This is a genomic window from Idiomarina sp. D18 (assembly GCF_057748155.1).
The window spans coordinates 1,373,785-1,387,824 of record NZ_CM173240.1 but is presented as its reverse complement, the minus strand read 5'-3'; the positions used below and the strand labels follow the sequence as shown (position 1 = coordinate 1,387,824).

Genomic DNA, 14,040 nt, shown 5'->3' with positions numbered 1-14,040 from the left:
ACCATTAATCATCGAGTGATTAGTGGTCTTCACCATCTGCGTGAACGTGACCGTGCTCAAGCTCTTGCTCAGTTGCGTCACGTACTTCGACAACTTCAACGTCAAAGTTCAAGTTTACACCTGCTAATGGGTGGTTACCATCGACAGTCACTTCGTCGTCATTAACTTCGACGATGATGACTGATTGGTCGCCTTGGTCGGTGCTTGCACGGAACTGCATACCGGGTTGAACATCGTTTTCGCCAAACAAGTTACGTGGAACTGTTTGGATCAAACCTTCGTGACGTTCGCCGTATGCTTCTTCAGGACCGATTTCGGCGGTAAATTTCTCGCCGACTTCTTTACCTTCCAATGCATTTTCTAAACCAGGGATCAGCATGCCTCGGCCATGGATAAAGCTCAGTGGATTGCCTTCCTTAGACTGATCCAATGTTTGACCTTCAGCTGTCTTAACAGTGTAATGGATGGCGACCACTTTATTCGGGGCAATTGCTTCGCTCATAATAGTTAACCTAATTGATACGGCAGTGTGTGTATTTCCAAGAGACCATCGTCGTCACCTTGCAAACGGAGTGGGGTATCGATCTCAATATCGATCGGTAATACCACTAAACCATCTACTTGGGTGTCGGTACGATTCACTGCCATAATTATCGTACCTCCTCGACGCCAATTTTCGCCCACTTTCCGCTCAACCTGCGCGCCCACCTCAAAGGGGACGTGTGCAGTACCACTTACACGAAATAGTGCGCGTTTTTGTTTACCCAAGTAACGCATTCGGGCAACAGTCTCTTGGCCGATATAACAACCTTTCTTAAAATCAATTCCGTCCCACGCGTGTACATTCAACATCTGGGGTACGAATTGTTGCGTAAGTTCACTTATAAGTTGAGGACGCACTCGCTCTATTTCAAGGGCATCCCATAACTTTTCGTCAGAATTTGATTCGATTTCTGATTTATATACTAGCACGAACTGATTTGGCTCGCTTCCAACCTTAAGTTTTGCAATAAGATCGGCCTCATTGGGAAGTTCAAATGTCTCGCTTGAACCCACTAAACCGATCAAATTAAGGTCTGACGATTTATCTTCAAAAGTGACTTTATTAAACACGCCATACTTTTCAAACTGTGCCAATGAGGGTGCGATAGCTGAATGTTTTAATATCAGCCAAAACTCATTATCGCTGTGGCAGTAGAGCCAGAATACGCTCAACGTTTTGCCGGTCGGTTCACAGTGGGCCGAATAACACAGATCACCCGGTTTGAGTGCATTAACGTTAGCCGTCAGTTGTCCCTGCAAAAAGCTGCGCGCATCGTCTCCAGTTACCGAAAGGAGTCCATAGCTCGCTAACGGACACAGTAACGTTTGGTCAGTAGAAGTGAGTTCTGACATGACTTTGCTCATTTAAAAGGCTCCTTTCATTGCCATGTCATGCTAATATGAGGCTATTGAAATTGAATTCAAGGTTGGGAGTAAAAATGTTCACACTAAAACAATCTGAGGAAGCATTAAAAGACAAACGACGGCTTAAATGGGCTTGTCGTCGCGGAATGCTCGAGTTGGATGTGTTGTTTGAACCCTTTGTCGATGAAGCGTATGACCACTTAAGCGAGGAAGACAAAGCGATTTTCCGCCGCCTTGTAACGTGTGACGACCCAGACTTGTTCGCTTGGTTTATGGGTCATAAAAAATGTCCTGATGCTGAACTTCAGCACATGGTCGACCTGATGTTGGCGCGCGTAAAAGTTTAACGGTTATGCTTCATCTGCAGTCTGAAAACAGGCTGCTTTCGGTCAGCGAAGATAGCTTACAATGGTGGGTCGATGGTCAGTTGTGGGCGGGCAAATGTAGATGGCGGTTTGTTTTAAATCGCTGGCTACTTATTCAGTTACGTCCTCATACGAACGTTGGCAAAAGGCGACGTCTTTATTTTTGTATCCATCGTCGCCGGATAACGCCGGCGCTGTGGTGTCAGCTCCGGCGTTGTTTGAATTGCCAGCTATAGGTGTTGCGGTAATAGTCGAGTTGGCTTAGCGTGAGGATCAAGATCGGGGTAGTCTAAGGTATAGTGAAGCCCACGACTCTCTTTACGTTGAAGTGCGCTGTGCACGATGAGTTCGGCTACTTGAACTAAGTTTCGCAACTCTAACAGATTATTACTGACCTTAAAGTTACTGTAATAATCGTGTATTTCTTGCTGTAGCAGCTGTATCCGATGCAGGGCGCGTTCTAGTCGCTTAGTGGTCCTGACGATGCCAACATAGTCCCACATAAACAAACGTAATTCGTGCCAATTGTGTTGTATCACCACCTCCTCATCGGAGTCACTGACTTGACTCTCGTCCCAAGCCGGCAGCCGATCAATGATAGGTGCTTCATGACTTTGTTCGAGAATATGTCGCGCAGCAGCACGGGCAAAAACTAAACACTCTAATAGTGAGTTGCTCGCCATTCGATTTGCGCCATGTAGTCCTGTGTAGGCGACTTCACCTACTGCGTACAGTCGAGGGAGGTCGGTTTGCGCATTGAGGTTAGTCGTAATACCACCACAGGTGTAATGAGCAGCCGGCACGACCGGGATGGGCTGCTTACTCATATCGATGCCAAGAGAAAGACACTTGTCGAAGATCGTTGGAAAATGTTGACGCAAAAACGCTTCGCTTTTGTGCGAGATATCCAGGTACATGCAGTCAGCACCTAAACGTTTCATCTCATAATCGATAGCTCGAGCAACCACATCACGCGGTGCTAATTCGGCACTTTCGTGAAAGCTATCCATAAATCGACTGCCGTCAGGGCGTCGCAACACGGCGCCTTCGCCACGTAACGCTTCGGTTAATAAAAAGCTTTGCGCGTTCGGATGATAAAGACAGGTCGGATGGAATTGATTGAACTCCATGTTAGTTACACTGCACCCTGCACGCCATGCCATGGCAATGCCATCACCACTGGCGATATCAGGGTTACTGGTGTATTGATACACCTTGCTTGAACCGCCTGTAGCAAGCACTACAAACCGCGCGGCGGCGGTCTCAACACGCTCAAGCTTACGATTCCATAAGTAAGCCCCATAACAACCCAGCTCACGCTGTAAGCGCCGACCCGTTATCAAATCGACGGCGTTAAATCGTTCTAATACCTTGATGTTGGGATGTGCCAATACCTTGCCTTGCAACGTTGTCTGAACGGCTTTGCCGGTGGCATCGGCGGCATGCAGTATACGTCGATGGCTATGACCACCCTCTTGGTTAAGATGATAGGTCGGCGCATCTGCTTTAGATTCGACCTGATCAAACCCCACGCCCTCATCGATCAGCCATTGTAAGGCTTCTCGCGCATGACGTGTGGTAAACTCAACGGTTTCGCGCTCACATAAACCAGCGCCGGCAATGAGGGTATCTTCGACATGGCTTTCGATGCTATCGGATTCATCGAACACTGCCGCGATTCCTCCTTGAGCGTAGTAAGTAGAGCCCTCGGTCAGTGGTCCTTTACTAACAATAATCACTGAATGGTGGTCTGCTAACTGCAAAGCGGTGGTCAAACCGGCGGCGCCTGAACCAATGACAAGAACATCTGATTGATAATTTGCTGCAGGTTCCATAAAGTACTCATTAAGGATTTTGCTCGATTTTACGCAAACTGAAAATTTTTGCGAACTTTTTACGAGCACGGCGGTCAGACCTAACGAATACATGAGCCGCCAGTGCTATGTAGTGATTAGCAAGGGAGACAAGGCTCGGATGAGCGAACAAATGACGGACCAACAGCTGGTCGAACGTGTACAAAAAGGTGATAACCGCGCATTCGACTTGTTGGTAAAAAAATACCAACATAAAGTCATGAGCTTGATCTCTCGTTATGTGAAACAACAAGGCGATGTAGCTGATGTGGCGCAAGAAGCGTTTATAAAGGCCTATCGTGCCCTACCTAAATTTAGAGGTGAGAGCGCATTTTACACGTGGCTTTATAGAATCGCGGTGAACACGGCGAAAAATCATTTGGTTTCACAAGGGCGCAAGCCGCCTGCATCGGATGTTGATGCAGAAGATGCTGAGTATTATGAAGGAAGCGGAGCACTAAAGGATGCCGGGAGTCCTGAGCATCAGTTATTAACGGATGAAATTCAAACCGTTGTGTTGCGTGCTATAGATGAATTACCAGAAGACCTTAAGCGGGCTATCACTTTACGAGAGATTGAAGGCTTAGGGTACGAGGAAATCGCTGTCGAAATGGACTGCCCGATAGGTACCGTACGCTCGCGTATCTTCAGGGCGCGAGAGGCCATTGACAGCCAATTAAGACCGTTGCTAGAACGGTAATTGATAGAGGAATCTTTATGTCTAAAGCCCATTTGTCCAACGACAATTCGGAGTCAGCAATGGACCGCCATGAGTCATGGTCGTCATTGTTTGATAGCGAGCTTGATGTGCTTGATCAAGCTGACTTTGATGCGCAGTTGGAAGATGCAGAGCAAAGCGATAGATGGTATCGGTACGGTGTAATTAGGAGCGCCATGAAAGGCGAGCTTAATCACAACGGTCCGTTGGATATCAGTGCTGCCGTAGCAGCAGAAGTCGATGCAATGCCATCTGCTAATAATGCGGTAGACTCCGACAACGTGGTGCAAGCGCACACTTCGTCGCGTTCAGCGGCAGCGCGCAAAGCTGCATTGCGCTGGTTTAATCCGTTAGCGAAAGTTGCGGTAGCCGCGGGTGTGGCAGCTGTCGCGCTAGTAACGGTACAAACGTATCAAGCGCCGATGGATGCGTCGGGTGTTCAACAACCATCGATTCTGACTAATCCGATGGGAGCACGAGAGCCGGTCAGCTTCAGTCCAAATGCTGCACCGTCTGCTTCAGCGCAAAAGGCGATCGAACAGTCTATGCGTCGGCAAGCGCAATCTTATATGATTGATCATCAACAACAGTTGATGATGTTGAGTAGTGAAGCGGCTAACAATGAAGAGACTACTGAGACAAACAATCAACAGGACCCGCAATCTCCGCAGTAATTGAGGAATGGATATGAAACCGGGTGTTTGGCTTGTATCGTTGACGCTGGTGTTGCTTTCAGCTTCGCCAGCGTTTGCACAACAAGAGGCAGAACAAGTCGCACAAAGCGATGGCGAGCGTTGGTACGACTTTATGTCGACAGCGCTTAATGAACAAAACTTTGAAGCCTCTTTGGTTTACGTGCTAGGCGAGCGTATCGAACCTTATCATTGGCTACACGCCGTTGAGCCGAATGGTGAACAGTTGGAGCTGATCGTACAAATGAACGGCCCTGGCTTTAGGGCGCTGCGTATTGGCGATAAGGTTTCTCATTTTCATCCAGCAGCGAGAGATTATTCATTACGCGCTAATTCAATTAATCACCTGATCCCACCTGCCTTTAGCGAAAAGTTTGAAAAAATTCAGGGTTATTATCGCGTAGTTGCTGTGGGCGGCGCACGTGTACTCGACAGAAAAGCGCAACACATTCGACTGATCAGCAAACATGATAATCGCTTTGGCTTCTCGGTCTGGGTGGATCGCGACTCAGGCATGCCGCTTAAAGTGATGATGATCAACGAAGACGGTATTCCCGTCGAACAGGTACAGATGACAAGCTTAGCTTTACGACAGGATCCTAGCCCTCTGCTTGAGGAGTTGAAGCGGTTGTCGATGCCTCCTTTGATTCAAGTAACGACAAATAGCCAACAAATGCAGCGCAGTCTTCGACCATTATGGCACCCAGAGGGATTTAAGCTTGTCGAGCAGAAACATCATCAACTCGCTGTTGATAATACGCCTGTCGATCATTATCTGTTCACCGATGGGCTGACAGAGTATTCGGTTTATATTGCGCCTCGCGATGCCGAGCAAACAGGTGCTATGAGCGTTGTCGGAAGCCAAAACCTCTATACTGAGCCACGCAATGATGTGATAATTACGGTCGTGGGGCAAATACCCATTCAAACAGCAAAACGCATTGTTGCAGAGGTGCAATAAGTAATGAAAGAACTGGCGCAGGTGGTTGCGGTTGATGGTGAAAAAGTAACAGTCTCGACGCAGCTAAAGAGTGCGTGTTCGGGGTGCGAACAGAATACAACGTGTGGTGCAGGTATTTTGAGTAAAGTGTTCTCCGATCGACACTCAACATTTGTTGTAAAAACTCAGTCTCCAGTGACGGTAGGTGAATACGTCGAGTTGTCGATTCCTGAACAACAAGTGACTCGCTTCGCGTTGTTACTTTACGGATTGCCCGTTCTCACCTTATTGTTGCTTGCCAGCGTGTTAACATCCTTCACCTCGATCTCTGAGGGCTACACGATTCTGCTCTCATTTGCAGGTTTTGCTTTGAGCTTTTTAGCTTTACGTTTGTGGTTCCGCCTTCGTGATGTGCGCGTAAATCAGTTGCTCGTCGTGAGCACACCCGCGCAGCCTAGCCTGTGAAAACCGATAAATATCTTTAGTCTTGCCGCTAACATCGGTATGATCAGGCGAGTTTTGAATTCGCTTCGAGCCACAGTAGCTCGCTGATTTTTGTAGAGGTGTATCAATGCCGGACAAGGCGTTTAAGCAAAGTAATATCAGAAACTTTTCTATTATTGCGCATATTGACCATGGTAAGTCGACATTATCCGATCGACTCATACAACACTGTGGTGGTCTAACTGATCGCGAAATGGCGGAACAAGTACTTGACTCGATGGACTTGGAACGTGAGCGTGGTATTACGATTAAAGCGCAAAGTGTTACTTTGCATTACACGGCAAAAGATGGTGAGACCTATCAATTAAACTTCATTGATACGCCAGGGCACGTCGACTTTTCTTATGAAGTGTCACGTTCGTTGGCCGGGTGTGAGGGTGCGTTGTTGGTGGTTGACGCGGCGCAAGGTGTAGAGGCGCAAACATTGGCGAACTGCTATACCGCTATTGATATGGATCTCGAAGTGGTTCCTGTACTCAACAAAATCGACTTGCCACAGGCCGATGCAATGGGTGTAGCGCAAGAGATTGAGGATATCGTGGGCATCGAAGCCGTCGATGCGGTGCAATGTTCGGCCAAAACCGGTATTGGCATTGAAGAAGTGCTAGAGCGCATTGTTAAACAAATTCCTCCTCCCCAAGGCAATGAAGATGAAGCGCTACAGGCTCTGATTATCGACTCGTGGTTTGATAACTATCAAGGCGTTGTCTCATTGGTGCGTGTTAAAAACGGTACTCTGCGTGCTGGCGATAAGATGACCGTCATGTCGACGGGGCAGTCGCATCAGATTGATAAAGTTGGCTTTTTTAATCCTAAGCCGCATGAAACAGGAGTGCTTCATACCGGTGAGGTTGGATTCGTGATTGCGGGTATTAAAGATATTCTGGGCGCGCCTGTTGGAGATACCTTGACCACCACGCGTAACCCAGCTAAATCACCGGTTCCGGGCTTTAAAAAAGTGAAACCACAGGTTTATGCTGGAATGTTCCCAATCAGCTCCGATGATTATGAAGCCTTCCGCGATGCACTGGGTAAGTTATCGTTAAATGACGCGTCGTTATTCTACGAGCCAGAGAACTCCGCCGCGTTAGGATTTGGCTTTCGCTGTGGTTTCTTGGGTATGTTGCATATGGAAATTATCCAAGAACGACTCGAACGTGAATACGATATCGATTTGATTACGACCGCACCGACTGTTGTTTACGAAGTAGAAACCAAGTCGGGTGATATTGTAAAAGTCGACAACCCGGTCAACTTACCGCCCGTTAATGATATCGAGACGATTTTTGAGCCGATTGTTGAAGCCAATATTTTAGTGCCGCAGGAGTTTGTCGGTAACGTCATTACTTTATGCGTTGAAAAGCGTGGTTTGCAAACGGCAATGAATTATCATGGCAAGCAGGTCGCCGTGACCTACGAAATGCCGATGGCAGAAGTGGTGATGGACTTTTTCGATCGCCTCAAGTCGACCAGCCGTGGTTATGCGTCATTGGATTATCACTTCAAGAAGTTCCAAGCAGCGGATATGGTGCGTGTCGATATTCTGATTAACGGTGACCGTGTCGATGCGTTGGCGTTGATAGTACATCGTGATCATGCCGAATCACGGGGCCGTTTGCTAGTGGATAAAATGCGCGAATTGATTCCGCGTCAGCAGTTTGATATCGCCATCCAAGCTACGATCGGGACTCATGTTATTGCACGTTCGACGGTTAAACAGTTGCGTAAGAACGTAACTGCAAAATGCTATGGCGGTGATATTAGCCGTAAGAAAAAATTATTACAGAAACAAAAAGAAGGCAAAAAGCGCATGAAGAACCTCGGCAACGTAGAAGTGCCGCAGGAAGCGTTTTTAGCCGTTTTAAAAGTAGGCAAGTAGCGCTAAAGAGAAAACAAAAAGGGAAACAGGCTGATGGCCAACTATTTTTCGATTATCCTAACCGTGGTGACGTTAATTGCCGGTGCTTTGTGGTTATTTGATGCACTGGTGTTGAAGAAGAAGCGGGCGGCAGGGGAGCCGCAGAATTCGGTAACTGAGTTTGGCCAGTCGGTCTTTCCTATTCTCGCGATCATTTTAGTGGTGCGTACGTTTTTGTATGAACCATTCCAAATACCCTCCGGCTCGATGATGCCCACCTTGTTGAAAGGTGACTTCATTCTGGTAGAGAAATACGCCTATGGCTTGCATGACCCCTTATTTCAAAAGGAAATCGTCGAAACGGGTAAACCCGAACGCGGCGATATTGCGGTGTTCAAATATCCTCTTGAACCGAGTATTGATTATATAAAGCGTATTATTGGCCTGCCCGGCGATCGCATTATTTATCGTGATAAAAGCCTCTATATTGAGCCGAAGTGCAAAGGCGACGAAAACTGCAACGCCATTCGTGTAGAAAATGTTATGGTTGATGATGCGCCCGTGTATTATTCTGGAGGGAGCGCGTTAACAACGTATGAGGCACATATGGGATCGGTGACGCACCAGATCTTGTTGGATTCACGCGTGAGTCCGCGGGTGCCTTATTACTTTAAGCAAGCAGGTACACAGCCTACTGAGTTCGTGGTGCCAGAGGGGCATTACTTTGCTATGGGCGACAATCGAGATAACTCTGAGGACAGTCGCTATTGGGGCTTTGTGCCCGAAGAGAACTTAGTAGGTAAAGCGGTATTTATGTGGATGAGTTTTGAAATGGATCGCAGCAGCGAGAGTATTTTGCCGCAATGGGTGCCCACAGGAATAAGGTTTGAACGTTTAGGGAGTATTGAGTGAGTTTACCAAAACCACCGTTAACTCAGTTAGAACAAATAATTGGCTACCGATTTGAGCGTCAAAGTCTATTAAAGCAGGCGCTAACACACCGTAGCGCCCATGCAAATCATAACGAGCGGCTTGAATTTTTAGGCGACTCGATCCTTGGCGTGGTTATCGCCGAGGCGTTATTTAGTCGGTTTCCGAAAGTCGCAGAAGGCGACTTGAGTCGTATGCGTGCCGCTATTGTTTGTGGGCGGTCGCTCGCGCGATTGGGTAAGAAAAAAGGCTTAGGCGACTATTTGTCGCTTGGTCAAGGCGAGTTAAAAAGTGGCGGCTATCGGCGTGAGTCGATTTTAGCTGATGCGATGGAAGCCATTATTGGCGCGATTTTTCTTGATAGCGATATGGATACGGTCAAGCAAGTGGTGTTGGGATGGTTTGAGGAACAGTTAGAAACTATCAAGCCAGGTGCCAGCCAAAAAGATCCGAAAACGCGCTTACAGGAATGGTTGCAGGCACGTCAACGTCCTTTGCCTGAGTATGATGTAGTGGCAACGCAGGGTCAGGCGCATAATCAGCAGTTTACCGTGACCTGCACCATTGAAGGACTCCCAGAACCTCTGTTAGGCACGGGAACCAGCCGTAGAAAAGCTGAGCAAGCCGCGGCGACGTCCGCATTAGAACAGTTACAGGTATCTTGATGAATTTAGATGATATGCTCAACAATGCCTTAGGTGGCGCTGGGCAAATTGATGAAAATAAACAGTGCGGCTTTGTCGCCATTGTTGGTCGACCCAATGTCGGTAAATCGACCATGCTGAACCGTATACTGGGTCAAAAGGTCAGTATTACCTCGAACAAACCACAGACAACGCGTCACCGTATTTTAGGTGTAGATACCGAGGGTGATTATCAAACGGTTTATGTTGATACGCCAGGGATGCACCTCGAAGAACCTCGGGCGATTAACCGTGTAATGAATCAAACCGCATCATCAGCGCTCAAAGACGTCGACTTGATTTTGTTTGTGGTCGAAAATACGCGCTGGAATGACGATGACGTCATGGTTTTGGAAAAGCTGAAAAAGACTGAAACACCGATTGTACTGGTCGTTAATAAAGTCGATCAAATTAAAGACAAGAATAAGTTGCTACCGCACCTACAATGGTTGAGCCAACAGCTCAGCGTTAAAGAGATTATTCCCGTCTCAGCAAAAACCGGCGATAACCTAGAACCCTTGCGCGATATCGTGAAAGGCTTTTTGCAAAGCGGCTACCATTTTTATCCAGAAGACTATGTGACAGACCGTTCTGTACGCTTCATGACCGCCGAGATTATTCGCGAAAAATTGATGCGGTTTACGGGTGAAGAGTTGCCTTACGAAACGACCGTTGAAATAGAACAGTTCGGGCAGTCGGAACGCGGCACACATCATATCCATGCCCTGATCTTGGTCGAACGCGAGGCGCAAAAGCGTATGGTCATCGGTGAGAAGGGCCAAAAGTTAAAAACAATTGGCACCGAGGCACGTAAAGATCTCGAACGTTTATTGAATAACAAAGTGTTATTGAAGCTCTGGGTGAAAGTGAAGTCAGGTTGGTCAGATGACGAGCGCGCGCTGAAGAGTTTAGGTTATCGAGAGGACTAGCGAACGATGCAACCAGCGTTTGTGTTACATCGCTGGGATTACCAAGAGACCAGCCTCCTTGTAGACTGCTTTAGTCTGGAGGATGGTCGTGTTCGCTTGTTGGCCAAAGGTGCTAAGCGTAAAACCTCAAGTTGGAAAGGTGTGTTACAACCTTTTATTCCCCTTAACGTGCAATGGGGTGGGCGCGGTGAGTTAAAAACGCTGACTCACGCTGAGGCGATGTCCCACAACTACGAACTCCGTAGTGACTTTCTCTATAGTGGTTTTTATATCAACGAACTATTACAGCGCGTGCTACCGCAGCACGTTGCGGTACCGAGTCTATTCGAATGCTACCCCCAACTATTACAGCGGCTCGCTGACAAACAACCTATCGAAACAACATTACGTTGGTTTGAATGGCAGCTGCTGGATGAACTTGGCAGTGTATTTGAGTGGCCGCAACTGGAGCAACGTAATGAACTCCCCGAAACACTCTATTTTCGTAGTTACAGCGGATTTAGCGTGGATTATCACCATAGCGATTGTGTCACTATCAGCCGCGATGAAGCCATTGCATTGGGGCAAAGCGATTGGCTCAATGATCCACTCACCGAGTCGCAACGATACAATTTAAAACGTATTATGCGACATGCGTTAGCGCCATTTATCGGCGATAAACCGTTACGTGCGCGCGCCTTATTTAAACGTTAGGAGAAACGATGAAAAATATCCGTTTAGGTGTCAATATTGATCACGTCGCCACCGTACGTAACGCGCGTGGTGTTAGTTACCCCGATCCGGTGACTGCGGCAGCCATTGCCGAGCAAGCGGGGGCTGACGGAATTACCATACACCTGCGCGAAGATCGTCGTCACATCACCGATCGCGATGTAGCCATGTTACGGCAGACGCTTAATGTGCCTATGAACTTAGAAATGGCGTGCACCGACGAAATGATCGGTATCGCGATTGATACACAGCCGACTTACAGTTGTTTAGTTCCAGAGAAACGCGAAGAGCTCACAACCGAGGGCGGGTTGGATGTCGTGGGCCAACAACAACGTATAGCCGCAGCTGTTAAGCAGCTTGCCGATGCCGGCATTTTAGTCTCGTTATTTATCGACCCTAACCATGCGCAAATTGATGCGGCAAAAGCTTGTGGTGCGCCTATTGTCGAACTACATACGGGTGCATACGCGGAGGCGGAAACGCATGCGCAACGTGAACACGAGTTTCAGTTATTAAAAGAAGCCGCAACTTATGCAGATAAACAGGGCTTGCAGGTCAATGTGGGTCATGGACTGCACTATCACAATACACTTGAAATCGCGCAAATTCCGCAGGTAGTTGAGTTAAACATTGGCCACTCAATTATTGCGCGCGCTGTATTGGTGGGTCTAGATCGCGCTGTACGCGACATGAAAGCAATTCTTGAGCGAGCTCGCTAATGGCGATATTTGGCATGGGCACTGATATGATTGCTATTGCGCGTGTGGAGACATCGCTGGCGCGCGGCAATGGCCTGGTGAGACGCGTATTAACCGAATATGAACAAGACATTTGGGCGCAGCACCGTGCTCCAGCGGATTACTTAGCTAAACGATTCGCAGCAAAAGAAGCGTGCGCCAAAGCATTTGGTACGGGCATTGCGCAAGGGCTTTCGTTTCAACATATGGAAGTCCGCAATAATGCGCTGGGGCGACCCGAGTGGGTATTTTATCAGCAAGCTCTGCAGTGGTGTGAGCAATACGGCATCGCCCATGCACACTTGAGCATTAGTGATGATAGTGGGTTCGCTATCGCAACAGTGATTTTAGAAACGAGTAGTTAAACAATGGCGCAGTTTTTTAAGCCCAAAGGCCGCAAAAAATCCACATCGAATTATGTATTAACAGGTACTGCAGATGCGCTCGACCACCAGGGACGCGGTGTGGTTAGGCTATCAAAGCAGGGCAAAAATCGGGTTTATTTTGTTCCACAAGTGCTACCGGGCGAGACGGCTCAATTTAAGGTGACCGGACAACAAAATACCGAATTGCTTGCACGCCAAAACGCTTCCGAGGAGAGGCGTCAGGCGCCATGTCCCTACTATGAAGACTGTGGTGGATGCGATTTACAGCATATTAATGAGACACACCAGCGGCGTCATAAACAGCAGGTAGTCACTGAATTGTTCGCTAAAATGGCAGGTGTGCGAGACGAGTTACCTTGGCATGAGACGTTAATCGCCGATGATTGGCAATATCGTCGAAAGGCACGCTTGGCGATTTATCAACGCAACACTGCAGAGCCGATGCGGTTAGGTTTTCGGGCGCGCTCAAGCAAACATATTGTTGATATTCCGCAGTGCGCGGTTTTAGATAGCGCTCTTAATCGTGTGCTTGATGATCTTCGGTCAGTACTTTACGAAGCTCAAATAGGCCCTAAGTTGGGTCATATCGAGTTGATCAAAGCGCGCGATGTACACCTGTGTCTGCGTATCACTCAGTCTTTAAGTTCGGAGCAAGAAAAGTGCCTCATAGCCTTTTCGAGTCACAGTCAGTGTACGCTTTGGCTCGATGATGGTCAGCAAATTACTTCATTGGCGGAGGACGTAGTCTGCTTCGATGAGACCATTGATGGCGATCGACTGGTATTCATGCCTGGGAACTTTATACAGGTGAACGCGAAAGTTAATCAGCAAATGGTCAAGCAGGCACTGAATTGGTTGGCACCACAAGCCGAGGATGAAATCCTTGATCTGTTCGCGGGCATTGGTAATTTTACTTTGCCGCTCGCACGGCGTGTAAAATCGGTGACCGCAGTCGAAGGTGTATCAGCAATGACCACGCAATTGGCTGCTAACGCGGCGGCTGCAGATCTCAGTAATGTTCACGCACAGACTTTTGACCTCAGTACTGATCAAGTGAGTCGTTTACTCAAAAAGGGCTTTCAACGTGTTCTTCTTGATCCGGCACGGGCCGGTGCCGAAAAGGTCTGTCAGGGCATCGCACAACTCGAAGCAGATAAACAACCTGTGCAAATTGTGTACGTTTCTTGCTCGCCGGATACACTGGCCCGCGATAGTCGTTGGTTATTGGATAACGGCTATGAGATTACGCATATCAGTTTAGTTGACATGTTTGTACAAACGCATCACATTGAAACAATGGTGAGCTTCAAAAAGGTAGTATAAAGTC

16 protein-coding genes are annotated in these 14,040 nt (G+C 47.8%); 13 read left to right on the top strand and 3 right to left on the bottom strand.

The genetic code is table 11. The features are described from left to right. Positions 1-19: 19 nt before the first annotated feature. Complete coding sequence (locus AC3AP5_RS06695) at positions 20-502, bottom strand: FKBP-type peptidyl-prolyl cis-trans isomerase (RefSeq protein WP_006956084.1); 483 nt, start codon at positions 500-502, stop codon at positions 20-22. A gap of 5 nt (positions 503-507) precedes the next feature. Continuing rightward, positions 508-1,407: a CAF17-like 4Fe-4S cluster assembly/insertion protein YgfZ gene (gene ygfZ / locus AC3AP5_RS06690; protein ID WP_287831540.1), complete on the bottom strand. Its 900-nt coding sequence runs from the start codon at positions 1,405-1,407 to the stop codon at positions 508-510. A gap of 74 nt (positions 1,408-1,481) precedes the next feature. On the opposite strand from ygfZ, the gene AC3AP5_RS06685 reads away from it, so the two are divergent. Continuing rightward, positions 1,482-1,754 carry an FAD assembly factor SdhE gene (locus AC3AP5_RS06685; RefSeq protein WP_006956082.1) on the top strand — a complete coding sequence of 91 codons (273 nt, stop codon included), beginning with the start codon at positions 1,482-1,484 and terminating at the stop codon, positions 1,752-1,754. A gap of 248 nt (positions 1,755-2,002) precedes the next feature. Here the strand turns inward: AC3AP5_RS06685 and nadB are convergent, their stop codons facing one another. Further along, a complete protein-coding gene (gene nadB, locus AC3AP5_RS06680) occupies positions 2,003-3,607 on the bottom strand; it encodes an L-aspartate oxidase (protein WP_286681786.1) in 1,605 nt (534 codons plus the stop codon). Positions 3,608-3,746: 139 nt separating this feature from the next. Between nadB and rpoE the strand changes: the two genes are divergently transcribed. From rpoE to rlmD, 12 genes are all read left to right on the top strand, one after another. Beyond that, entirely contained in the window at positions 3,747-4,325 is a 579-nt protein-coding gene (rpoE, locus tag AC3AP5_RS06675) for an RNA polymerase sigma factor RpoE (protein ID WP_006956080.1), read from the top strand. Between the two features lie 17 nt (positions 4,326-4,342). Further along, positions 4,343-5,017: a sigma-E factor negative regulatory protein gene (locus AC3AP5_RS06670; RefSeq protein ID WP_487326349.1), complete on the top strand. Its 675-nt coding sequence runs from the start codon at positions 4,343-4,345 to the stop codon at positions 5,015-5,017. 13 nt (positions 5,018-5,030) lie between these two features. Then, positions 5,031-5,996: a MucB/RseB C-terminal domain-containing protein gene (locus AC3AP5_RS06665; protein WP_487327291.1), complete on the top strand. Its 966-nt coding sequence runs from the start codon at positions 5,031-5,033 to the stop codon at positions 5,994-5,996. A 3-nt stretch (positions 5,997-5,999) separates the two neighbouring features. Then, on the top strand, positions 6,000-6,440 hold the full coding sequence (locus AC3AP5_RS06660) for a SoxR reducing system RseC family protein (protein WP_006956077.1): 441 nt from the start codon (positions 6,000-6,002) through the stop codon (positions 6,438-6,440). A gap of 106 nt (positions 6,441-6,546) precedes the next feature. Beyond that, positions 6,547-8,358 (top strand): translation elongation factor 4, encoded by a 1,812-nt coding sequence (lepA, locus tag AC3AP5_RS06655; protein WP_286681789.1) that lies wholly within the window; start codon positions 6,547-6,549, stop codon positions 8,356-8,358. Between the two features lie 33 nt (positions 8,359-8,391). Beyond that, positions 8,392-9,249 (top strand): signal peptidase I, encoded by an 858-nt coding sequence (gene lepB, locus AC3AP5_RS06650; RefSeq protein ID WP_006956075.1) that lies wholly within the window; start codon positions 8,392-8,394, stop codon positions 9,247-9,249. Beyond that, positions 9,246-9,932, top strand: coding sequence for a ribonuclease III (gene rnc, locus AC3AP5_RS06645; RefSeq protein WP_006956074.1), 687 nt, complete (start codon positions 9,246-9,248; stop codon positions 9,930-9,932). The genes lepB and rnc overlap by 4 nt, the downstream gene beginning before the upstream one ends. Then, on the top strand, positions 9,932-10,879 hold the full coding sequence (gene era / locus AC3AP5_RS06640; protein WP_416361496.1) for a GTPase Era: 948 nt from the start codon (positions 9,932-9,934) through the stop codon (positions 10,877-10,879). Before rnc ends, era begins: the two co-directional genes overlap by 1 nt. Positions 10,880-10,885: 6 nt before the next feature. Continuing rightward, positions 10,886-11,572 (top strand): DNA repair protein RecO, encoded by a 687-nt coding sequence (recO, locus tag AC3AP5_RS06635; RefSeq protein WP_286681790.1) that lies wholly within the window; start codon positions 10,886-10,888, stop codon positions 11,570-11,572. An 8-nt stretch (positions 11,573-11,580) separates the two neighbouring features. Further along, a complete protein-coding gene (gene pdxJ, locus AC3AP5_RS06630; protein WP_006956071.1) occupies positions 11,581-12,309 on the top strand; it encodes a pyridoxine 5'-phosphate synthase in 729 nt (242 codons plus the stop codon). Continuing rightward, on the top strand, positions 12,309-12,692 hold the full coding sequence (gene acpS / locus AC3AP5_RS06625) for a holo-ACP synthase (protein ID WP_287831099.1): 384 nt from the start codon (positions 12,309-12,311) through the stop codon (positions 12,690-12,692). The genes pdxJ and acpS overlap by 1 nt, the downstream gene beginning before the upstream one ends. 3 nt (positions 12,693-12,695) lie before the next feature. Beyond that, positions 12,696-14,036, top strand: a complete 1,341-nt coding sequence (gene rlmD / locus AC3AP5_RS06620; protein WP_287831096.1) for a 23S rRNA (uracil(1939)-C(5))-methyltransferase RlmD — start codon at positions 12,696-12,698, stop codon at positions 14,034-14,036. Positions 14,037-14,040 lie beyond the last annotated feature (4 nt).